Annotated in this window: 12 protein-coding genes and 2 pseudogenes; 4 read left to right on the top strand and 10 right to left on the bottom strand. The window is 70.4% G+C overall.

Annotation, left to right across the window (positions count from 1 at the left end; genetic code table 11):
- Positions 1–5: 5 nt before the first annotated feature.
- From G7070_RS03720 to G7070_RS03705, 4 genes are read right to left on the bottom strand one after another with little or no spacing between them, the layout of a single operon-like run.
- Positions 6–1,361 carry a sulfatase-like hydrolase/transferase gene (locus tag G7070_RS03720; protein ID WP_166232049.1) on the bottom strand — a complete coding sequence of 452 codons (1,356 nt, stop codon included), beginning with the start codon at positions 1,359–1,361 and terminating at the stop codon, positions 6–8.
- A complete protein-coding gene (locus G7070_RS03715; RefSeq protein ID WP_246227290.1) occupies positions 1,358–3,004 on the bottom strand; it encodes an extracellular solute-binding protein in 1,647 nt (548 codons plus the stop codon). The genes G7070_RS03720 and G7070_RS03715 overlap by 4 nt, the downstream gene beginning before the upstream one ends.
- 45 nt (positions 3,005–3,049) lie before the next feature.
- Positions 3,050–4,024 carry a carbohydrate ABC transporter permease gene (locus G7070_RS03710; protein WP_166232047.1) on the bottom strand — a complete coding sequence of 325 codons (975 nt, stop codon included), beginning with the start codon at positions 4,022–4,024 and terminating at the stop codon, positions 3,050–3,052.
- Positions 4,021–5,022, bottom strand: a complete 1,002-nt coding sequence (locus G7070_RS03705) for an ABC transporter permease (RefSeq protein ID WP_246227288.1) — start codon at positions 5,020–5,022, stop codon at positions 4,021–4,023. Before G7070_RS03705 ends, G7070_RS03710 begins: the two co-directional genes overlap by 4 nt.
- 207 nt (positions 5,023–5,229) lie before the next feature.
- Between G7070_RS03705 and G7070_RS03700 the strand changes: the two genes are divergently transcribed.
- On the top strand, positions 5,230–7,287 hold the full coding sequence (locus G7070_RS03700) for a sialate O-acetylesterase (protein ID WP_166232045.1): 2,058 nt from the start codon (positions 5,230–5,232) through the stop codon (positions 7,285–7,287).
- A gap of 161 nt (positions 7,288–7,448) precedes the next feature.
- Here G7070_RS03700 and G7070_RS03695 read toward each other — a convergent pair whose 3' ends face one another.
- The 3 genes and pseudogenes from G7070_RS03695 to G7070_RS03685 all read right to left on the bottom strand — a co-directional run bounded on the left by G7070_RS03695 (position 7,449) and on the right by G7070_RS03685 (position 13,171).
- Complete coding sequence (locus tag G7070_RS03695; protein ID WP_206079930.1) at positions 7,449–11,087, bottom strand: alpha-glucuronidase family glycosyl hydrolase; 3,639 nt, start codon at positions 11,085–11,087, stop codon at positions 7,449–7,451.
- Positions 11,088–11,090: 3 nt separating this feature from the next.
- Positions 11,091–11,333, bottom strand: coding sequence for a DUF1349 domain-containing protein (locus G7070_RS03690; protein ID WP_166232043.1), 243 nt, complete (start codon positions 11,331–11,333; stop codon positions 11,091–11,093).
- A gap of 30 nt (positions 11,334–11,363) precedes the next feature.
- Positions 11,364–13,171 (bottom strand): annotated as a pseudogene (locus G7070_RS03685) (family 43 glycosylhydrolase).
- A gap of 547 nt (positions 13,172–13,718) precedes the next feature.
- Between G7070_RS03685 and G7070_RS03680 the strand changes: the two are divergent.
- Positions 13,719–14,189, top strand: a complete 471-nt coding sequence (locus G7070_RS03680; protein ID WP_166232041.1) for a hypothetical protein — start codon at positions 13,719–13,721, stop codon at positions 14,187–14,189.
- Between the two features lie 43 nt (positions 14,190–14,232).
- On the opposite strand, the gene G7070_RS03675 is transcribed toward G7070_RS03680, so the two are convergent.
- Both G7070_RS03675 and G7070_RS03670 read right to left on the bottom strand, forming a co-directional pair.
- Positions 14,233–17,133, bottom strand: coding sequence for a DUF3427 domain-containing protein (locus tag G7070_RS03675; RefSeq protein ID WP_166232039.1), 2,901 nt, complete (start codon positions 17,131–17,133; stop codon positions 14,233–14,235).
- Positions 17,123–17,431 carry a (deoxy)nucleoside triphosphate pyrophosphohydrolase gene (locus G7070_RS03670; RefSeq protein WP_246227286.1) on the bottom strand — a complete coding sequence of 103 codons (309 nt, stop codon included), beginning with the start codon at positions 17,429–17,431 and terminating at the stop codon, positions 17,123–17,125. The genes G7070_RS03675 and G7070_RS03670 overlap by 11 nt, the downstream gene beginning before the upstream one ends.
- Before the next feature lie 422 nt (positions 17,432–17,853).
- On the opposite strand from G7070_RS03670, the pseudogene G7070_RS03665 reads away from it, so the two are divergent.
- Both G7070_RS03665 and G7070_RS03660 read left to right on the top strand, forming a co-directional pair.
- Positions 17,854–19,123, top strand: a pseudogene (locus tag G7070_RS03665) (IS3 family transposase).
- Between the two features lie 100 nt (positions 19,124–19,223).
- The gene (locus tag G7070_RS03660) at positions 19,224–20,000 is read left to right on the top strand and encodes a nuclease-related domain-containing protein (RefSeq protein ID WP_166232037.1); all 777 of its coding nucleotides are present in this window, start codon (positions 19,224–19,226) and stop codon (positions 19,998–20,000) included.
- Positions 20,001–20,046: 46 nt separating this feature from the next.
- Here G7070_RS03660 and trxA read toward each other — a convergent pair whose 3' ends face one another.
- Positions 20,047–20,469 (bottom strand): thioredoxin, encoded by a 423-nt coding sequence (gene trxA / locus G7070_RS03655; protein ID WP_166232035.1) that lies wholly within the window; start codon positions 20,467–20,469, stop codon positions 20,047–20,049.
- Positions 20,470–20,752: the final 283 nt, after the last annotated feature.

The raw sequence follows: 20,752 nt of genomic DNA, 5'->3' as shown, positions 1-20,752 counted from the left end.
GACTCTCAGGCGAACCCCAGCGCGGCGCGCCGGACGCGGAAGGCGGCCAGCGCGTCCGCGTAGCGGGGCTCGCCGGACAGGTCGGCGGCCTCGGTGGGGTCGGCGTCCAGGTCGAACAGCACCTCGGTCGCCGAGTCCCCGTACCACTGGTACTTCAGCGGCCCGCGCTTGATCATCAGGTGCGTCCGGTCGAACTGACTCAGGGCCTCGTCGTCCCAGCCCGCCGCGTCGGCGCCCCGCGTCACCAGGCCGACCAGCGAGCGCGAGTCGAGGCCGTCGGGCACCGGTAGCCCGGCCAGCTCGGCCAGGGTCGCGAACAGGTCCACCAGGCTGACGTTCGCCGCGACCCGGCCGGCGGGGAGGCGTCCGGGGGCGCGGATGAGCAGCGGCACCCGCGCGGACGCCTCGAAGAACTTCTGCTTCTCCCAGACGCCGTGCTCGCCCAGCATCTCGCCGTGGTCGGAGGTGTAGACGACGATCCAGTCGTCCAGGTCCTGCCCGGCGGCCCGCAGCGCGTCCAGGACGCGGCCGTGGCGGGCGTCCATGGTCTCGATCATGGCGCAGTAGGCGGCGGTCGCCCGGCGGGCGGCCTCCGCGGTCACCTCGATCCCGGCCCGCGCCACGAACCGGCCGCCGAGGAACGGGTGGTCGAACACCTCCTGGTCGACGAACGGCTCGACCGTGGCGAGGTGGTGGGCGAACCGCTCGGCGTCGGGGGTCGCGTACGGGTAGTGCGGCTCGTTGAGGCTCACCAGGAGCAGCAGCGGCGCGTCGGGGACCGCGCGTCCGTAGTGCGCGTCCACGAAGTGCCGGTGCAGCACGTGCAGCGCGCCCCGGACGGCGTACTCGTCCTCCCACGTCAGTGGGTTGTCGCCGACGCCGGAGCGCTCGATCTCGGTGACCATCGACCACTTGTGGTCCGTCGGACGCGGGACGCCGGCGTAGGCGTCGGCGTCCGCGCCGGCGAGGAACTGGGGCCAGACCTCCTGATCGGCGCCGACGCGCCGGCGCCAGCCCTGCATCTGGTCCTCGCCCATGTAGTGCAGCTTGCCCGCGGCGACGGTGAGGTAGCCGTGCTGCGAGAACAGCCGCGCGAACGTCATCGTCCCGGGCGAGGACTCGTCGACGCCCATCACCTCGACGCCGAGGCGGTGCGGGTGCAGCCCCGCCGCCATCGCCTGCCGCGACGGGACGCAGATCGGTGACGGCGCGTAGCAGTGCTCGAACACCGCCGCGTCCTCGGCGAGGGCGTCCAGGTGGGGCGTCCGGACGCCGGGGTGCCCCGCGAAGCCGGCGAAGTCCGCCCGGTGCTCGTCGCTCATCAGGATGAGCACGTTCGGGCGGACCCCGCCGCGGCTCACCCGCCGCTCTCCTGCAGGCCCTTGGCCAGCTCGTCGCGGATCTTGTCGCCGCCGTTCTTCTTCCAGTCGGCCACGCCCTGATCCCAGGCCGACACCGGCTGACGACCCTGGATGATGTCGTTCTGCAGGTCGCTCATCGCCTTGTTGATGCGCGAGCCGTCCCGGGCGTTGGTCTCGGAGTACACCCCGACCGTCTTGGACTGCACGGCGTTCTTCATGAACGCCTCCTGGGCGTCGTACTGCGCCTGCGTGGCCTTGCGGTCGCCCGCCTGGTAGATCGGCCACGGGGCGTCGCACAGGTACAGCAGCCCCAGCTGGGTCTCGGACTTGCCCTTGTCGTTGAGGATGGGGTCGGTCCCCTCCAGGGTGTAGTTGACGCCCTCGATGCCGTACTTGCGGAACAGGTACTCGCTGGTGCCGAACGCGGCGGCGCACCAGTTGAGGAACGACAGCATCGTCTCGACGCGGTCCTTGGCCTTGGCGTTGATCGCCGTGGTCGAGTTGGTCGGGTTGCCCAGCCACGCCTTCGCCGCACCCCCGCCCTCGGCCTTGGCCGGCGGGTAGGCGGCGAGGCTGAAGTGCTCGCCGGCGATCAGCGTCAGGAAGCTCGGCCAGGCGCTGAACGAGTCGAACGTGTACATCGCGCGCCCGCCGCCGAACCAGGTCTTGTAGTCCTGCCACTGCGCGGTGAAGGCGTCCGGGACGACCAGGCCGTCGTCGAACAGCTTCTTGGCCGCCTCGAGGGCGTCCTTCTGCGCCGGGTCCGCGTAGCTGGCCTGCAGCGTCCCGCCGACCTCCTGCCAGCCGTTCTGGACGCCGTACATCTGCCGGATGTAGTCGACGGGGACGTAGGAGAACGCCCAGCGGTTCTCGGCGGGCGCCGTGACGGCCTTGGCCTTGTCGTACAGGTCCTGGTAGCTCGTGGCGGGTCCGCTGACGCCGTGGGAGGCGAGCAGGTCGTCGCGGCCGTACAGCACGTAGCTGGAGATCATGCCGCGCGGCACCGGGACCGCCATGAGGCGTCCGTTGTAGACGCAGGACTTCCACGAGTCGGTCTGGATGTTGGCCAGGAACGGGTACTTGGCGATGGCGTCGCCGGCGAGGTACTCGGTCAGATCGAGCGCCTTGCTGGCCAGCAGCCCCGGCAGTTGCGGCGCGCTGCCGACGCTGAAGATGTCGGGCAGCTGGTCGCCGGCGACCGCGGTGGGGAAGCGCTGGTTGTAGTCCGCCGGGTTCGCCAGGCTGATCTCCAGGTCGGAGCCGATCCGCTTGTTGAGCTCCTGCCAGAAGGCGTTGTTGCCCAGCGCCGGCGGGATCGGCTGGTTGGTGATGCCGAGGGTGCGGATCGGCTTGCCGTCCCCGATGGCCGCCGTGATCGCGGTGACCGGCTCCGCGGGGTAGGCGAAGAACGTGTCACCGACCCCGTTGCCGCCCTTGATGTCGGGCTTGACCCCCGCGTAGGGCAGGTACTTCGGCAGCACGCCCCCGCCTCCGCCGCCGCCCCCGGGCGCGCCCGTGGTCGGCTGGACGCCGCCGCGTCCCTCGTTGCTGCACGCGGCCAGCAGCGGGCCGCCGAGGACGGCTGCCGCCCCCACTCCCGCGGCCTGCAGGATCGTGCGCCTGCTCAGGTGGTTGATGGTCATGGCCTGCCTCCTTGCTCGTGGTGCCTTCGGTTGCGGACGTGCGCGTCAGCCCTTCACCGCGCCGGTGAGGACGCCCTTGGCGAAGTGCTTCTGCAGGAACGGGTAGACGCACAGGATCGGGATGATCGAGATCACGAGGATCGCCATCTGGATCGTGGTCTGGGGCGGCATCGCCTCCGCGGCGGTGCCGAGGTCCTGGGCGCCCATCGGCACTCCCTGGACGACGTAGGTGCGCAGCACGAGCTGCAGGGGCCACAGGCTGGAGTCGCCGATGTAGAGCATCGCGGAGAAGAAGGCGTTCCAGTACCCGACCCCGTAGAAGAGTCCGATGACGGCCAGGACGGCCTTGGACAGCGGCAGCCCGATGTGGCGGAAGATCTGCCACTCGGAGGCGCCGTCCATGCGCGCGGAGTCCATGACCTCGGCGGGGATGTTCATGAAGAACGACCGCACGACGATGACGTTGAACGCGCTCACGCACGTCGGGACGATCACCGACCACAGCGTGTTGAGCAGCCCGAACTGCTGCACGACCAGGTAGACGGGGATCATGCCGGGGTTGAACAGCAGGCTGACCAGCACCAGGAGCAGCATGACCCGGTTGCCGACGGTGCCGCGGCGGCTCAGGGCCCACCCGAGCGTCGCGGTGAGGGTGAGGGCGAGCGCCGTGCCGACGATGGTGATGAACGCGCTCACCTGGATCGCGCGGGTGACCACACCGCCGGTGAAGATCGACTCGTAGGCGGTGAAGTCCACCCCGCCGCTGGGGAACAGGACCATGCCGCCGGAGCGGATGACGTGTTCGGGGGTGGAGATGCTGGTGGACACGATCGAGATGAACGGCACGATCACCAGCAGGGAGATGACGGTCAGGGCGATCCCGTTGCCGATGCGTTCGGGCAGCTTGGGGTAGGGCTGGCCGTCCAGCAGGATCGGGTGCTTGCGGCGGGGCCGGGCGGCGCGGGTCGCCGGTGCGCCGGTGGTGGCCGGTCGCGCGTCGTGGTGCCGGGTGGCGGTCATGCGCGGTACACCCCTTCCTCGCCGAACAGGTGGGCCAGTTTGTTCGCGCCGAGGACGAGCAGGAGGCCCACGACGCCCTTGGCCAGGCCGACGGCGGCCGCGACGCCCCACTGGCCGCCGATGATGCCGTTGTTGTAGACGTAGGTGTCCAGCACCTCGGAGACGTGCGTCCCGACCGCCGTCTGCTGCAGGATGATCTGCTCGAAGCCGACGGTGAGCGAGTCGCCCAGGCGCAGGATGAGCAGCAGGACGATGATGGGCCGCATCCCGGGCAGGGTGATGTGCCACATCTGGCGCAGCCGGCCGGCGCCGTCGGCCGAGGCCGCCTCGTACAGCGAGCGGTCGATGCCGGCGATGACGGCGAGGAACAGGATGGTGGTCCACCCGGTGTCCTTCCAGATCACCTGCGAGGTGAGCAGCGCCCGGAACAGGTCGGCGTTGCCGATGATGTGGAAGGGCTCCATGCCGGTCGAGCGGAGCCAGTTGTTGATCATGCCGGCGCCGCCGAGCATCTGCTGGAAGATCGCCACCACGATCACCCAGCTCAGGAAGTGCGGCAGGTAGACGATGGACTGGACGGTCTGGCGCAGCCGCCCCGAGACCAGGTTGTTCAGGACGATGGCCAGGATGATCGGCGCCGGGAACACGAAGACGACCTGGATGAGCGTCAGGATCAGGGTGTTCACCAGCGCGTTGAGGAACGCGGGGTCGCCGTCGACCAGGATGCGGAAGTTGTCCAGGCCGACCCACAGGCTCTTATCGATGCCCAGGTAGGGCTGGTAGTCCTGGAAGGCGATCACGTTGCCGAGCAGCGGGTAGTACTGGAACGCCAGGATGATGAGCATCCCCGGGACCGCGAGCAGCAGCACGGGGTAGTCGTGCGCCAGTCGCGTCCCGAGCGGCGTCCGGCGGTGGCCGGGGGCCCGCTCGGCCGGCGCGTCCGAACCGTCGCGACCCGGTGTCGCCAGGGCCCGCGTCGTGGTGTCCACGTGGTCCATCCGCCACTCCTCTCCGCTGAGGTTCATCGGTCCCTGCCGGGTGGATTCCCCCGACCCTTGCGCCCGCAAGTACATCGTTGTAAAAATGATCCCCACAACGATCTGGCTTGTCAATGGGGTGTGCCGAACCGTTATGTCGCTGGTTCGCTCATCGACGCCAGTTCGCCGCGCACGGCTGCGCGGCCCCGCACGACGTGAGGAGCGACCATGGTTCGGCACGGACGACGAGTGTCCGCGGGGGTGATCGTCGGCGCCCTGGTGCTCGGCGTGCCGCCCGTCGTGGCGGGGGAGGCGGGCGGCTGTGCCGCGCAGGCCGACGCCGAGGGGATGGGCCGCGCGGTCGCGCTCGACCTGCCCGTGGCGGGCCAGGGCTGGCGCGACGTGGCGCCGCCCGCGACCGTCGACGAGCGCGCCGCGCTCGGTCCGGTCGACCGCGTCGGCTACTGCCTGGAACTGGTGCGTGACGGGCGCACCGAGTGGGTCTGGACGTCGTTCGAGGCCACCGGCAAGCCCTCCGACCTCGCCCTCCCGACGCGGACCGGCGACCTGACCCGCGAGGACGCGCGCGGGCTGACCGTGCGCTCCAACGTGGCCGGCGTCGCCGCGGTCACCGAGGGCCGCGGCTGGCTGGAGATGTGGCCCAACGGCTACGAGACGCGGGCGACGCGGCAGCTGCCCGGCCGCTACGTCGGGGACGCCTACAGCGCCGACGCGGCCTACGACGCCGACGACAACCCCAACAACGTGAGCTTCGGCTCCTTCCAGGTGCACGAGGTGACCGCGGACGCGGCGACGCCCGTCCTGGCCGTGAACCGATGGGCCACCCGGGACGCCGCCATCGACGTCGGCATCGGCGCCAACCCGACCGGCAACCCCGACTGGACCTTCGCGGGCAACGCGGGCGCCTACCAGCGCCGCACGCTCACCACGTACGGGCGCCGCGCGGCCGTCACCCTCGACGAGGCGCCGGCCACCCGGCAGCTCCTGCCCCGCGACACCCGCCGGCAGCCGTGGGTGACCACCCGCGTCGCCGGCACGGTCGCCGCGGGCGTGCGCGACGTCCGGCTCGACGTCACCCGCGACGGCGAGACCGAGCGGCGTGCGCTGCCGCTGAGCGCCGGCCGGTTCGCCACCGAGGTGAGGATCCCGGCCGCCCTGACGGAGACCGACCTGGTCCTGACGGCCGAGGTGGCCGGCCGCCGCCGCGTCATCCGCACGATCGAGGACGTGGTCGCCGGCGACGTCATCGTCGTGCACGGCCAGTCCAACGCCGAGGCCCGCCGCTGGGGCCGCACCGCGCACCAGCTCGACTCGCCGTTCGTCCGGTCGTTCGGCACGAACTGGCTCTACCCGGACGTCTCCGCCGCCGACCGCACCTGGTACACCGGCGTCGCCGACACCGGCATGATCTCCGGCGCCGTCGGGCAGTGGGGCATGCAGCTGGCGCACCGGATCATGGCCGAGCGCGGCGTCCCCGTGGCGGTCGTCCAGGGCTCGCACGGTGGGCGTCCGATCTCGTGGTTCCTCCGCGACGCCGCCGACCCGGCGAGCGTGCAGACCAACTACGGACGCCTGCTGTCCCGGCTGCGCGACGGCGGCCTGGCCGACCGTGTGAGCGCGATCTTCTGGAGTCACGGGGAGAGCGACAACGACAACGCCCCCGTGCACCGGGCGGGCGCCACCAACGTCATCACGGGGCTGCGCACCGATCTGTCGGACGCCGGCGCCGTGCCGCCGCTGTACCTCATGCAGGTGCGGAACTCACCGTGCGGGAACAGCGAGACGATCGCGCTGCGCGAGGAGCAGCGCCGCCTCGCCGCCGACCTCGGCGTCTCGCTGTTCAGCCAGAACAGCCTGGACGCCGCGGTGGGCTGCCACTGGGACTTCGTCGACGGCTACCAGCGCCTCGGCGACCTGGCCTGGGAGGCCGTGCGCGCCGACGTGTACCGGGTCGGGCCGCCCGACGGCGCGACGCCCCCGCGGCCCCTCGAGGTGCGGGTGAGCGGCGAGCGCGAGCTCACGGTCCGGCTCGCCGACCGCGGCCCGCTCCAGGTGGACGCCGGCGCCGAGCGGGACTTCCGGGTCGGCGGCGAGCCCGTGGTCACCTCCGTGCGGCGCGTCGCGCCCGACCGGCTGGTCCTGACGACCTCCGTCGCCGTGTCGCCCGGGGACGCCGTGGCGTACGTGGCGCACCTCGGCGCCGGGCCCTGGATCACCAACCGCGCCGGCGCCGGGCTGGTCGCCTTCGAGATGGTGGCCGGGTAGCGCGGGGCGGCCGGGGACCCGGATCGGGCCGCACCCGGGTGGGCCCGCGGTCCGGGGTCCGGTTCCTCGGCCACGAACTCCCGCCACCGCGGCGCCCGCCCTGCGGCGCCCGGCGAGTGGGGCGCCGCGGGCGGGCACTGTGCCCCCCGGACTCGGAGCGGTCAGCGGGACAGTGTGAGGGCGTTGACCCGCCAGTAGCCGTCCCGCAGGGAGCCGGTGAGGGTGAGGTCGGCCGTCCGGCCGGCGGCGCCGCCGTCGAGGTCGAAGCCGAACCAGACGAAGTTCCCGCCCGGCAGTTCGCCCGAGCCGCTGCGGGCCAGCTCGCGGCCGCCCTCGCTGATCGTCGTGATGCCCGCGGGCGCGCCGCCGTCGCCGGTCAGCACCCAGGTCCGGTGCACGCCGGGCGGGACCGCCACCCGCAGCACGTACGGCTGCTGGCGTCCCAGGACGAAGTCGCCGGTCAGGACGTTGCCCCCGCGGTCGCGCGACTGCGGCACCGCTCCGACCCAGCCGAATCCCTTCGCCGGATCCCAGGCGTCGCCCGGGCCCAGCCGGGTGTAGCCGTCCAGCAGTGCGCTGGCGTCGGTGCCGGCGTCCAGGGCGAGCGCGGCGGCGTCCGGGGCGATCGTCGTGACGACGCTGAGCGCGCGGCCGGTCTCGACCACGGACCCGTCGGCGCGGGCGACGGTCAGCGTGAGGCGCCCCAGGGTCGGCGCGGCCGGCGGGGTGACGGGCAGTTCGGCGGTGACGCCGCTGCCGGCCGGCACCGTCACGGTGACGGGGGCGGACGTCCAGCCCTGGGGCACGGCGGCCGAGACGGTCACGGTGCGGTCCTGCGTGCCGGGGTTGGTGAGGTCGACCAGGACGGGCGTCGGCGTCCCGGCCCACCAAACAGGCGCGGTGCTCGCGCCGGCCACCACGAGGTCGGGGAGCGGGGCGTCCGGGTTCGGGATGGCGAGCGCGTTCAGGCGCCACCAGCCGCCCTCGCTGGTCATCCGCATGTCGACCGTCCGGCCGGTCGCGCCGCCGTCCAGATCGAAGCTGGTCCAGCGCGCGGATCCGCCCCGCTGCCACGGCGTCGCGGCGACCTCGGCGCCGTCGATGCTGAAGTGGGTGGCCTCGGCGTCCGGGCCCATGTCGCCCACCAGCAGGTGGACGGTGTGGCGGCCGGCGGGGGCCTTGAACCGCAGCGTGCGCGGCTCGGGGTGGCCCACGAAGTCGCGGACGAGCAGGTTGCCGGTGCGGTCGCGCGAGGAGGGCCGGGAGCCCACCCAGCCGAAGCCCGCCTCCTCCGACCACACCGACGCCTCCGACAGCCGGGTGTAGCCGGGCAGCAGCGGGCTGGACGCCGTGCCGCCGTCCAGCGCCAGGAAGCAGCGCTGCCCGGCGGGGGCGACGTAGACGCGCTGGGCGGCACCCAGCACGGGGGCGTCGGCGATCCCGCCGACGGTCACCGACACTTCGGCGACCGCGGCGGTCAGCGGGGGAGTGACCGGGATGCGCGCGACGGCGTCCTCGGTGGAGGCGACGCCGACCGTGGTCGTGCCGACCTGCCAGCCCGCGGGCGCACTGAGCCCGACCGCGGCCTCGTGGTCCTGGGCGGTGGCGTTGGTGATCGTCACCTCGAACCGGTTGGGCCAGCCGCCGAGCAGCAGGTCGGTGCCGGCGCCCACCTGGAACCAGGAGCGGTCCTCGGACAGGATCCGCGAGAGCGAGAAGTAGAACGCCACGACGGTGTCGCGCCACAGCCGGGCGTGGTCGACCTGCGCGTCGAAGCTCGCCCCGATGTCCGCGTGCCGGGCGGCGTCCACGCCGTGGGCGAGCCCGGCCCAGGTCGCGGCGAACGAGCGGGCCGCCTCCAGGCCGTCGAAGTGGGTGTCGTAGATGTGCTCGATCACCGTCTCACCCGAGTGCAGCCGGTGCGTGTACGGCACCTGGTGCATGAACAGGAGCAGCGCGTCGGGGCAGGTGGACAGGTCCTCGTAGACGTCCTTCCACGGCGGGGGGTACAGCCCGGTGAAGCCGGTTCCGGTGGCGACGGTGCGGTCGAAGCCCGTGCGGGTCGCCGTGCTGAAGTGCGACTGGGTGTTCGTCGTCGCGGGGGCCGGGTCGAAGTGGCTGCCCGCCGGGTCGGTGAAGTAGCCGATGCCCAGCGGCGAGGTGACGTCCTCGTAGGCGCCGTAGGAGCGCATCAGGATGTCGACGACCGCGTCGACGAACTCGCCGCGGGCGGGCCGGAACGTCATCTGCGCCCACTCCCGCGCCAGCGCGGCGGGGTCGGCGTCCGGCTGCCAGCACAGCCGCCCGTAGGCGAAGGTGTTCGCCGCGCCGAACTGGTAGCCGGTCCAGTCGGCGTCGTCGCCGATGTTCATCACGCCGGCGATCCCGGCGGGGCCGGGCAGCGCGCGTCCGGCCACGATGTCGGCCACGGTCGGGGGCGCGCCGGGCCCGCGCGTGGGGAAGTCGAGCACCGTGCGCCACATCGGCGCCAGGAACACGGCGTGGACGTTGTGGCCGGTGTACTCCTGCGTGAGCTGGAGTTCGAGCATCTGGTGGGTGCGGTCCAGCGCCCCGAACAGCGGGTGCACGGGCTCGCGGATCTGGAAGTCGATCGGGCCGTACTTGGTCTGCAGCACGGCGTTGTCGGCGAACTGCCCGTTGAGGGGCGCGAAGATCCGGTACTGGTACTCGGCCCAGTCGGAGAACGAGGAGTGCGTGAAGGAGCGCCACACCACCCGGCCGCCGTGCGGCGCCAGCGCGTGGGCGATCACGTTGGCGCCCTCGGCCTGGGTGCGGCCGTAGGCCTCCGGGCCGGGCTGGCCCTCGGAGTCGGCCTTGACCAGGAAGCCGCCGAAGTCGGGGATCAGCCGGTAGACCTCGGACGCCTTGTCGCGCCACCACTGCTGGACGCGCGGGTCGGCGGGGTCGGCCGTCGGGATCGGGTTCGCCGTCCCCTTCGTCAGCACCATGGGGGAGGCGAAGTTGGCCGAGAGCCACAGCCGGACGCCGTAGCCGCGCAGCAGTTCGGCCAGCGGGACCACGCGGGTGAGGAAGTCGGTGGTGAGGAACGTGGGGGAGGCGTTGACGTTGTTGATCACCGTGGCGTTCATGCCCGTGGAGGCGAGCATGCGCGCGTAGTTGCGGTGCCGCGCGGTCAGCGTCGGCAAGTTCGCGAACCCGAAGATGGACGCCCCCGCGTAGCCGCGTTCGACGCTGCCGTCGAGGTTGTCCCAGTGGTTCGCCATCCGGAGTTCGACCGCCGGGTTGGAGACGATCGCCAGCTTCATCAGGCGCTGCTCGGTCTGGATCAGCCGCAGCAGCGCGAAGGCGCCCCGCAGCGCCCCGGCGGCCGTGCGTCCGGCCACGGTGATGCGCCGGGTGTGCGCGCCCTGTCCCTCGGAGACGATGGCGTAGCCCTCGTCGGTGAGCCGGGACGCGTGCGCCCCCAGCGCCCGGGCGACGTCGGGGCTGGCCGTGGTGCCGACCAGGACGACGCCCGCGGCGTCCACCGGGCCGTCGCCGAGCGGTTGCCCGACCAGGCTCGGCAGGGCGGCGCGCAGCTCCTCGGCCGCGCGCTGCAGCGGCGGCTCGGTGCCCTGGACCACGAGGTGGCGCAGGATCTCCCGGTACTCCTTGAGGCGTCCCGGCTGCTGCACCTGGGCGTAGCGCAGCCACAGCAGCGAGCCGTCCTCGTCCGGAAGCAGCGGCGGGGGCGCCGCGAACGCCGGGATCCCCTCCACGGTGGCCAGCGCGGCGAGCGCGCCGGCCCCGATCAGCACGGTGCGACGGGAGACGTCCACGGCTCAGCCCTCCGAGGCGTCCGCGTACACGCGGAAGTACTCGAACGTCGCCGTGAGGCCGGTGCCGCCCATGGACTGCAGGCCGATCTGCGGGCTCTGCCCCGCGGGCAGGTGCCACACGCCGCCCCACCACCAGTTCCGGCCGTCCCGGCTGGTCGCCATCTGGTAGAGGTGCTCGCCGGTCGTCGGTTCGGTGGTGTGCCGCAGCCGCAGCCACAGGGTGTCGGCGCTGGGGCCGCCCTGCATCTCGGGCCACGCGTTGGCGTCGCGCCCGATCTACAGCAGCACCTGGCGGGAGTTGCCCGTGCGCACCGGCGAGAGCCGCAGCAGGTGTTCGGGGTCGGCGAACGCGATCAGGCCGGCCTGGGCGCTGTTGTTCGGGCCCGCGGTGGTGGGCAGGTGCAGCTTGGTCTCGACGATGTAGTCGCCCTGCGGGGCGTCGCGCAGCATCGCCGATGCCATGGTCGGGACGCCGCGGAAGTCGGCGTTCTGGGTCGGCCAGACGTAGGAGCCGTTCTCGAGGCGTCCGTCGGGATTCTGGTACCAGGACCAGGCGTCGTCGAGGGTGGCGGAGGCGAACTCGTCGGAGTGGTCGGCCAGCAGTTCGCCCGGCTTCGGCGCGGGCTTGGCGTCGGTGTGCGGGGTGTACAGCTTCGCCACGGACAGGTTGTCGACCTCGCCCGCGCCGCGGGTCGAGGCGACGCCGGCGCGCGCCGGGAGGCCGTCGGGCACGTCGAGGGTGACCGTGCCCAGCGGGTTGCCCAGGTCGGCGTCGCTGACGCTGACGGTGGCCTCGCCGTCGCGCACCTCGGCGCTGATCCGCTTCCAGGAGGCAAAGTCGAAGCCCGCGTACAGGTCGGCGTGCTCGCGGGCGGTGACCCGGCCGTTGCGGGTGGTCTCCACGACCAGGGCGCGCGCGGCGGCGTCCAGCCAGGCGGTGACGTGGTTGTTGCGGTCGCGGTAGGCCAGCGTCAGGCCGGCGCGGCCCTCGCGCCCGGGGGCCGCGGCGCCGACGAGCCGGACGTCGGCCTCGGCGCGGATGTCCGCGGCCACGGCGTCTTGGGTGAGCAGGAACAGCGGGTTGGGCGACTGCGACTGCGAGGCGTAGTAGCCGCCCGCCTGCTTCTCGGTGCGCCGGGTCCAGGTGCCCGAACCGTCCTTGACGAAGCCCTGCGGGGACGCCGTGTCGCCGGTCGAGCCGACCTGCGGCAGTTTCGGCGCCGGGACGACCTCGTCGGACTGCCAGTGGCCCTCGCGCACGGTGGGCCAGCCGTCGATCCAGTCGAGGCGGTCCATCATCGTGGGGCGGCCGCCCCACTCGGGCGTCGTGCGGTCCAGGCCGTTGTTGATCATCCAGGTCTGGCCCGAGGCGTCGGTGAAGTTGGCGCTGTGCCCGATCGAGACCCAGCGGTTGCCGTTGGTGGAGAGCACGAGCGTCCCGCCCGGATGCAGCGCGTTGAGGTCGACGCCCTCGCGGTCGAGGAAGGGACCCATCGGGCTGCGGGAGCGTCCGGCGAACACCTGGTAGGCGCCCTGGGCGCCGTCGCAGCAGCCGAGGCCGGAGTAGAACAGGTAGTACCAGCCGTCGCGCTCGACCAGGTACGGCGCCTCGCCGCGGCTGGGGCGACGACGCGCTGCGGGGTGCCGACGGACGCGGTGCCCTCGGCGTTGAGCCGGACCACCTTGATGCCGCCGTTGCCGAACGAGCCGTAGTAGAGGTACTTGGTGCCGTCTTCACCGATGTAGAGCGAGGAGTCGATCTCGTTGGTGCCGTCGTTGATGTTCACCACCGGGTGGCCGATGTCGGTCCACGGCCCGGCCGGCGAGTCGGAGGTCGCCAGGCCGATCGCCTGGTCCTTACCGGGCCGGTTGAACGAGTAGTACAGGTAGTAGGTGCCGTTGATGTAGCGGATGTCGGGCGCCCAGAACAGGCTGCCCTCGAACGGCCACCAGGTCGGCGCGTTGGCGGCGGTGAAGACGTCGCCGATGTAGGTCCAGTCGACCAGGTCGCTCGAGCGCATCATCGGCATCACGTGCGATCCGGAGGTGTTGTCCTTCCGCATCACCGTCTGGCTGGCGTACATGTACCAGTAGCCGTCCTGGCCGCGGATGATCGTCGGGTCGGAGAAGGCGTCCACCTGGTCCTGGCCGACGTAGTTGTGGAAGGTGCCGGGCGCGTCGCCCGGGTCGGCGAGGGCGGGCGAGGCGCCCCCGGCGGCGAGGAGCCCGCAGGCGAGCAGGGTGGCGAGCGAGGAGCGGGCGAGTGGGCGTCGAGTCACGGCGACTCTCCTTCGAGTGCGACTGAACTTCAGCGGGGCGTCCTGGGTGGACGGCGGACAGGTCATCGTCCGAAGAGCTCTCCCGCATATTGTTACAACGTTGTAGACGCTGTGGCAAGGGTCGATCCTGGGCCCCCTCGGGGCTCGATCGCCCGGAGTGGGGGCCGGTGGACGCCGTGGCGGCCCGCGTTCTGGGGCCGCGCCTGGGAGCAGATCGGGTGGGGTTGGGCTCGCCGTCGGTCGGCGAGCGTGGGCGCGCCCTATCTCAGGGCTGCGATTCCCGGGGAAGCCGCGCGCCCCGCCCCGCCCATCAGTAGCGTGCTGCCCAGATCGTCGTCCCGGGGGAGGAACCATGAAGGTCTCGGAGTTGCTCGACGCGGTCGAGGCGTCCCCCACGTGGCAGAGCATCGTGTTCCGCGACGACGCGATGGTGGTCGTCGAGGTGGACGAGGGGCTCAGGGACGGCCGCACCCAGTACGTCGAGGTGTACGGGACTCCGAAGGGCGGCCCCATCATCCGTCGCACCGGCGCGGCGCTCCGACTGCCGGACAGGATCCAGTTGGTCACCCGTGTCGCCTGGCAGGAGAAGGCGTTGTTCGACGACAGCGACGAGGACGACGAGATCGCCCGGACGATCGGGCGGGTGCTCTGGGATTTCAAGAGTTTCGGCCACGTGAGGCTGCCGCCGTATCACTGCATCACGACCACCATGCCCGCCCGCGGGCTCACCCTCCGGGACCTGGAGACGATGATCCTGGCGATCGGCTACATCGGGGACGTCGCCGAGCACGCCGTCTTCGCCGGCGAGGTCGACGACTTCTGACCGCGCGGGCCGACACTGCAGCAGAGGTGCGCGACGCGGGCCGCTACTCCGTCAGCATCGGGTGGAAGTAGTCGAAGAGGGCGGACTGGATCGGCTCGGCGAAGTGAAGGTGCATGCGCACGACGTCGAGCGGCGCCGACTGACCCATCATCGTGGTCTGTTCGGCGTCACGAGCCTCGGCCCGTCCCAGGTAGTAGAAGTCAGTTCCCTCGGCGTCGTCCTTCTTGACGAACACGTGGAGGGCTACGTCGTTCGCGACGATGGCCTTGACTTCATCGCTGGCGAGCGTCCGCCGACTCCGGGTGTACCACAACATGGTGGAGGTATCGAGGAGGCTGTCCTCATACGCGGTGCTCGCGGAGACGTCCTCTGACTTGTGGAGCGTCACGAAGATGGCGCACTGTCCACTGCGGCGGTCGACCCGGTAGCCGTACAGGGTTGACGTCCACTTGCGGGGCCAGCACAGCAGCCTCGTCACCTCCTTGCGGGAGTACTGCCACCCAGCCACGAATGGGGTGCCTCCGGCGTAGCGACGGTCAGCGATGGCTGATCCTGTCTCGATCAGATCGTCAATGCAGGAGCGGAAAGCAGTCGACGACCGGTAAGAAGCCAGGGCGCCGCGATCAAGTGTGATGAGGCCCGAGGAGTCATACCCAGCCATCGGCCGCCAGAAACGCTTCTGGTCCACCTCGGAGTGCTCCTCCAGGGTGAGCGACGAGATCGCACTCATGGCTTGAGCTCTCGAAGGGGCGAGCCCTTCATCCGCGAAGGCTTGCGTCAGTTGATCCAAGGTCAGGCCCCCCGTCCGTAGCAACGCACGCAACGCGATGAACTCATGGGGCCGTTTCGCCGTGAACACTTCGCACGAGACGAGTTCGAGGAACTTCATTTCTTGGCCTGTCAGGCCGCAGGAGATGCGAAAGAGTCTTTCGAGGAGCGCGGGATAGCTTCCGAGCCTCGTCGCAAGGAGAACGGGATCGACCGAGTCAAACCGTAGAAAGTCCATGAGCCGGGGGAGGGCTCCGAGCCGGTTCCGCAGTGTCTCAACTGCCTTCTTGAGGTTTGTCAGGCTGTCGAGTTTGGCGCTGGCGATCGACTGAAGGACGCGTTGCTGAGAGATGCGATCGAAGCGGATGCTGGCGAGACCTGGCAGCACGCCCGCCTCCTCGGCGGCGATGAGATGCTGCTTCAGCGACTCCTTGTTCAAAGACTCGTCGCCGAACAGCGCGATGGGGATCAGGAAGTTGTTCGTGTAGTTGCCGATGAAATCGAGGACGACGACGTAGTCCTTGCTCACTGCCTTACGGAGGCCTCGCCCGAGTTGCTGGACGAACACGATCGAGGACTGGGTCTGACGAAGCATGATGATCTGGTTGATCGTGGGAATGTCCACGCCCTCGTTGAAGACGTCGACGGTGAGCAGGTAGTCCAGTTCTCCGCGCTCGAGGCGGGCGACCGCCCCCTCACGTGTCGAGACGGGATCGTCCCCCGTGAGCGCCATCGTGCGCAGTGGGACCCCTCGCAGAGTGCGCTGATTGAGTGCCCGAGACAAGGCGTGGGCCTCGTCCTTGCGCGAGCAGAAGATAAGGCCTCGTGGAGGGATGCTTGCCTGCCCGTAGACCTCCAGCGAGTGAATCAGGTGCGTCACGCGCTCGGGCGAGATCATGACGGTGAGGTCATCCTTGTCCGTGAGGGTGCGGCCGTCGGCGAGCGTGACGTCCGCGATCCCGTAGTAGTGGAAGGGCGTGAGCATGTCTTCTTCAAGCGCTCTGTTGAGCCGAATCTCGTAGGGCACGTTGAAGTCGAACAACTCAAAGACGTTGTGGCTGTCCGTTCGCTCTGGGGTAGCAGTCATGCCCAGGAGGAAGGCCGGGCGCAGGTACTCGAGGACGAGTCGGTACGTCGGACTGGCGGCCCGGTGTGCCTCGTCCACGATGACGTAGTCAAAGGCGTCAGGGTCGAAGCGTGTGAGGACATCCGGACGGGACATCGTCTGAACCGTGGCAAAGAGAAATTGGGCGGACCATTGCTTGGCAGAGCCAGTCAGTTTGCCGAAGTGGCCGGCTGGGGCATCGATGACGCGTTGGTACTCCTGGATGGTGCGATCGATGATCTGCTCGCGGTGCACTAGGAACAAGAGGCGCTTGGGTGCGGCCGCCCTGACATCAAGGGCAGACAGCATCGTTTTCCCCGTGCCCGTTGCTGAGATCACCAGCGCTCGGCGCTCGCCGGAGGTACGCACAGCCTGGATGGTGCCCAGTGCCTCGCGCTGCATCTGGTTGGGTTCGATGGCCGGGCGGGGCTGCCGGGATTCGATGGGAGCGTGAGGCTCAGGACGTCGACGTGGCGGCGGTGGGGCGTACTCCGACTCGTACCTGGCGATCCACTCCCGGGTGAGCCTGGCGGACTCACTGCGTTGGCGCTGCTCCAGTAGCAGCAACTGGTTGGACAGATCGCTGCCTCGGGCCGCGGTCACGCGCAGGTTCCATTCATGATTCGTCACCAGGGCGTTCTCGGTGAGGTTGGAACTTCCCACGAGGGCCGTGACGTGGCCAGGGTGGCCGAAGATGTAGCCCTTGGGATGGAACGCGTCGGCAGTGTGGATCCGGACGTCGATCCCCAGGTTGCGGAGGTTCAGCAGTTCACTGAAGGCGGAGGGAGAGTTGAAGCCCAGGTAGTCAGACGTGACGATGGTGCCGGTTCCGGCGAACTCCACGAGTTCCTGTTTGAGCAGGGCAATCGCACGGGGTGTGACGAAAGCGACCGAGAACAGGAACGTCTCACAGGTGCCCAACTCGTGCCGGAGGACGCGGAGGACGGACTCGTTGGGTCCATTCAAGACGACCTGTGGTTGGTGCTGGCGAGGGGCCCCGACCCGTTCATCGAGGTACCCGAACCGGACGTCAAGCGCGAGGGGATCGCTCCACTGGAAGTCAACGCGCACGGAAGTCCTGCCCCGCGAGGATCTTGACCGCTGGGACGTCTGCCGGCGCCCAGGTGACCGACTGCAGTTCCTCGGGAGCAAGCCACCGCGCCTCTGTGTGCTCGGTGAGCCGAGGCGTCCCTTCCACCAGGCGGCAGAGGTAGGTCGTCAACGAGACCACCGCGAAGTCGTACTCGTGGGTTGTCGACGTGATCTGCTCATCGACCGCCACGACGCAGCCGAGTTCTTCGCGGATCTCGCGCATGAGGGCCTGCCCGTCAGTCTCGCCTGCCTCGATCTTTCCCCCGGAAACTCCCACATGCCCTCCAACTGTCCTGGGCCGCGTCGTGTGCAGTAGATGCGCCCGCGCTCAGTGATGACTGCTCCGACGACAGTGATGTGTTTCTTGGCGCTCACGCGGTCTCCGTCTCTCCGTGGCGAGGTTTGCTCGCGCCTAGCCTGCCCCATCCTCGCGGCGGAAAACTGTGGACTCAGCGAATCAGCGCTCTCGCTGTGGCAGCTTTTCGCTGTGGGGGACGGAGGGGGCGAGGCGATGGCAGACGAGCGGACGCCGGAACTGATCAAGCGGATGAGGCTGAGGTACGCCGGCGTCTGCGCGCGCTGCGGGGTGGCGATCGGCGCGGGGACGGTGGCGGACTATCACCGAGGGGCCCGTGTCGTCACCTGAATCCCCCGGCGTGTCCGGGGGCTCCGAACCTTGGGAAGGGAAGGTTTGGAGTCATGCCAGGGAACACATCGAAGAGGTATCCGCTTGAGTTGAAGCAGCGGGCGGTGCGCATGTACGCCGAGGTCCGGCCGGATCATCCGACGGATTGGGCGGCGATGGCCAAGGTGGCCGGCCTGCTGGGGTGGCCACGCCGGAAACGTTGCGGAAGTGGGTGCGTCAGGCCGAGGTCGACCAGGGTGCCCGGCCGGGGGTCACGTCGGAGGAGTCGGCCGAGTTGAAGCGGCTCAAGCGTGAGAACGCCGAGTTGCGTCGGGCGAACGCGATCTTGAAGGCGGCCTCGGCTTTCTTCGCGGCCGAGCTCGACCGGCCAGGGCTGTGATCGTGGACTTCATCCGCGAGCACGCCGACCGCCAGGAGCCTGGCGGGCTGCGATGGGGTGTTGAGCCGATCTGTGCTGTGCTGACCGAGCATGGCCTGCCGATCGCCCCATCGACTTTTTATGAGTGGAAGGACAAGCTTCCCACGCGTCGGCAAGAACGCGACCAGGCCTTGTTGGTGGAGGTGCATCGGGTGCATGCCGCTCATTACGGCGTGTACGGGGCCCGGAAGGTGTGGCTGCAGCTGAACCGGGAAGGGATCAGCGTGGCCCGCTGCACGATCGAGCGGCTGATGCGCGCGGCCGGGCTGACGGGGGTGGTGCGTGGCAAGGTGAAACGCACCACGATCGCGGATCCGGCAGCCGTTCGTCCCGGTGATCTGGTGAAACGGAACTTCGCCCCGCTGGAGCCCAACAGGCTTTGGGTGGCCGACATCACGTATGTGTCGACGTGGGCCGGCTGGGCGTATGTCGCGTTCGTCACCGATGCCTACGCCCGCCGGATCCTGGGCTGGCGCTGCTCGGCCACCATGACCACCCAACTCGTCCTCGACGCGGTCGAGCAGGCCATCTGGACCCGGCAACGCGACGGACACGAGTTGGCCTCGGTGATCGCGCATCACGACCGGGGCTCCCAGTACAGCGCCGTCCGCTATAGCGAACGGCTCGCCGCTGCCGGGATCCAGCCCTCGGTCGGGGCCATCGGTTCGTCGTATGACAACGCGCTGGCCGAGACGATCAACGGCTTGTACAAGACCGAACTGATCAAACGCCGGGCGCCGTGGCGGACCCTGGATGATGTCGAGTACGCCACCGCCGAATGGATCGACTGGTTCAACCACCGACGGCTGTATGAGTACTGCGGCGACATCCCACCAGCAGAACTCGAGAACGCGTTCTACGCTCGTCTACACGCCCAGCCACCGGCTGAGCTCACACACAGTTGAGCCTCCGGACACGCCGGGGGATTCAACCTGCGTGGAGTGTCCGCCGCGGGCCCGGGCAGGATCGGCCGTCGGTTCCGCGCACGAGCAGGGGACGGCAGCCATGCCGCAGGCCGAGCGGCGTCGCGCCGAGGACGTGGTGGGGACGTCGGAGGCGCCCGCGCCCGGCCACGAGGTCGGCGTGGGTCGGGCGTCGGAGGTTCCCCGGGTCGGGTTGGACCACGTGGACGGGGTGGCCGGGGCGTCGGCGGCGCAGGAGTACCGGCGGCGCCACGACGCGCGCCGCGAACGTGTCACCGGTGCGTACCCGCGGATGGGGAGGCTGCTGCTGGCGGTGTTCGACGACCCGCAGACCACGCAGGCTTGGTCGACCGGGGCGGTGGGGGAGCAGCAACTCGGCGGGATGCTGGCCACCATCGCCGGCCCGGAGTTGCGCGTGCTGCACGACCGGCGGATCCCGGGGTCGCGCGCCAACATCGACCACCTCGTGGTGTCCCCGACGGGCGTGCACGTGGTGGACGCCAAGCGCTACCGGAACAAGCGACCCGACGTCCGCATCGAGGGCGGCCTCCTCACGCCCCGGCGCCGGTTCCTCACGGTCGGCGGCAGGGATCGCAGCGACCTGGTCGAGGGCGTCTCCCGGCAGGTGCAGCGGGTCCGGGCGGCCCTCGAAGGCGAGCCGGACGTCGACGTGCACGGGCACCTGTGCTTCCTGGACGCCGACTGGGGGCTGCTGCAGCGGCCCTTCACGGTCGACGGCGTGGGGGTGGCGTGGCCGCGCCGGCTGAAGAAGGAGCTGACCGAGCCTGGGCCGCTCGGGGCGGAGCGGATCGCCGACCTGCAGTGGTTGCTCCACCAGGCCTTCCCGCGGCAGAACTGAGCATCGCGGGATCTCCCCGGGCAGCGTGCGCCCAGACGCGCGGGTCCTACCCCAGGGCGGCGTCGATGCGGCGCTTCAGCGACGCCTCGTTCTCCGCGCCGACGACCCGGGCCACGGTCTCGCCGCGGCGCAGCATCACCAGGGTCGGGATGCTGCGGGCGTCGAACCGGGACGCGATCGCGGGGTTGTGATCCACGTTCACCTTCACCACCTTGACGCGGCCGGCGTACTGGACCGACAGCCGCTCCAGGATCGGGGCGACCATCCGGCAGGGGCCGCACCACGGCGCCCACAGGTCGACGAGCACCAACTGGTCGGTGTCGGTGGCGGCCGCGAAGTCGGCGTCGGTGGCGTCCACCAGCCAGGGCAGAGGAGCGTGGCAGGACGCGCACTGCACCCGGCCCGTCGACGCCACCGGGACGCGGTTCTTGGTGCCACAAGCGGGGCAGGTCGTGACGCGGGAACTCATGGGACGACCGTAGCCCCCTCCTCCGCCCGTCGACAGGGCTGCCCGACGACTCCGGGGGTCGAGGGCGCGTCGCCTGTGCGCCGTCGGTCCGTGGTCGTACAGTGGGCGAGCCGACGTGCTACCGTGGGCACACGCGCTTGCGGCGCCAGTCGTCGGGATTGTGACTGAAGAAGGCAACACCTGAGGCGAAACCGCTCGGCCCATCGTTGGACCGGGCGACATCACTCATGTCGAAACAGAGCTGGCCGCCGCGCGACTCCTTGTGAACACCCCGGATCAGGGG

Origin of the sequence: Propioniciclava coleopterorum (genome assembly GCF_011393335.1) — a bacterium.
Taxonomy (GTDB): domain Bacteria; phylum Actinomycetota; class Actinomycetes; order Propionibacteriales; family Propionibacteriaceae; genus Propioniciclava; species Propioniciclava coleopterorum.
Note: the sequence above shows the minus strand (reverse complement) of the source record. Positions and strands in the feature narration are given on the sequence as shown.

Bases quoted from the DNA above. Each gene is read 5' to 3' on its own strand.
- G7070_RS03710 (WP_166232047.1), bottom strand. From the start codon at position 4,024: ATGACCGCCACCCGGCACCACGACGCGCGACCGGCCACCACCGGCGCA.
- G7070_RS03705 (WP_246227288.1), bottom strand. From the start codon at position 5,022: ATGGACCACGTGGACACCACGACGCGGGCCCTGGCGACACCGGGTCGC.
- trxA (WP_166232035.1), bottom strand. From the start codon at position 20,469: ATGAGTTCCCGCGTCACGACCTGCCCCGCTTGTGGCACCAAGAACCGC.
- G7070_RS03700 (WP_166232045.1), top strand. From the start codon at position 5,230: ATGGTTCGGCACGGACGACGAGTGTCCGCGGGGGTGATCGTCGGCGCC.
- G7070_RS03690 (WP_166232043.1), bottom strand. From the start codon at position 11,333: ATGCAGGGCGGCCCCAGCGCCGACACCCTGTGGCTGCGGCTGCGGCAC.
- G7070_RS03660 (WP_166232037.1), top strand. From the start codon at position 19,224: ATGCCGCAGGCCGAGCGGCGTCGCGCCGAGGACGTGGTGGGGACGTCG.
- G7070_RS03680 (WP_166232041.1), top strand. From the start codon at position 13,719: ATGAAGGTCTCGGAGTTGCTCGACGCGGTCGAGGCGTCCCCCACGTGG.
- G7070_RS03715 (WP_246227290.1), bottom strand. From the start codon at position 3,004: ATGACCATCAACCACCTGAGCAGGCGCACGATCCTGCAGGCCGCGGGA.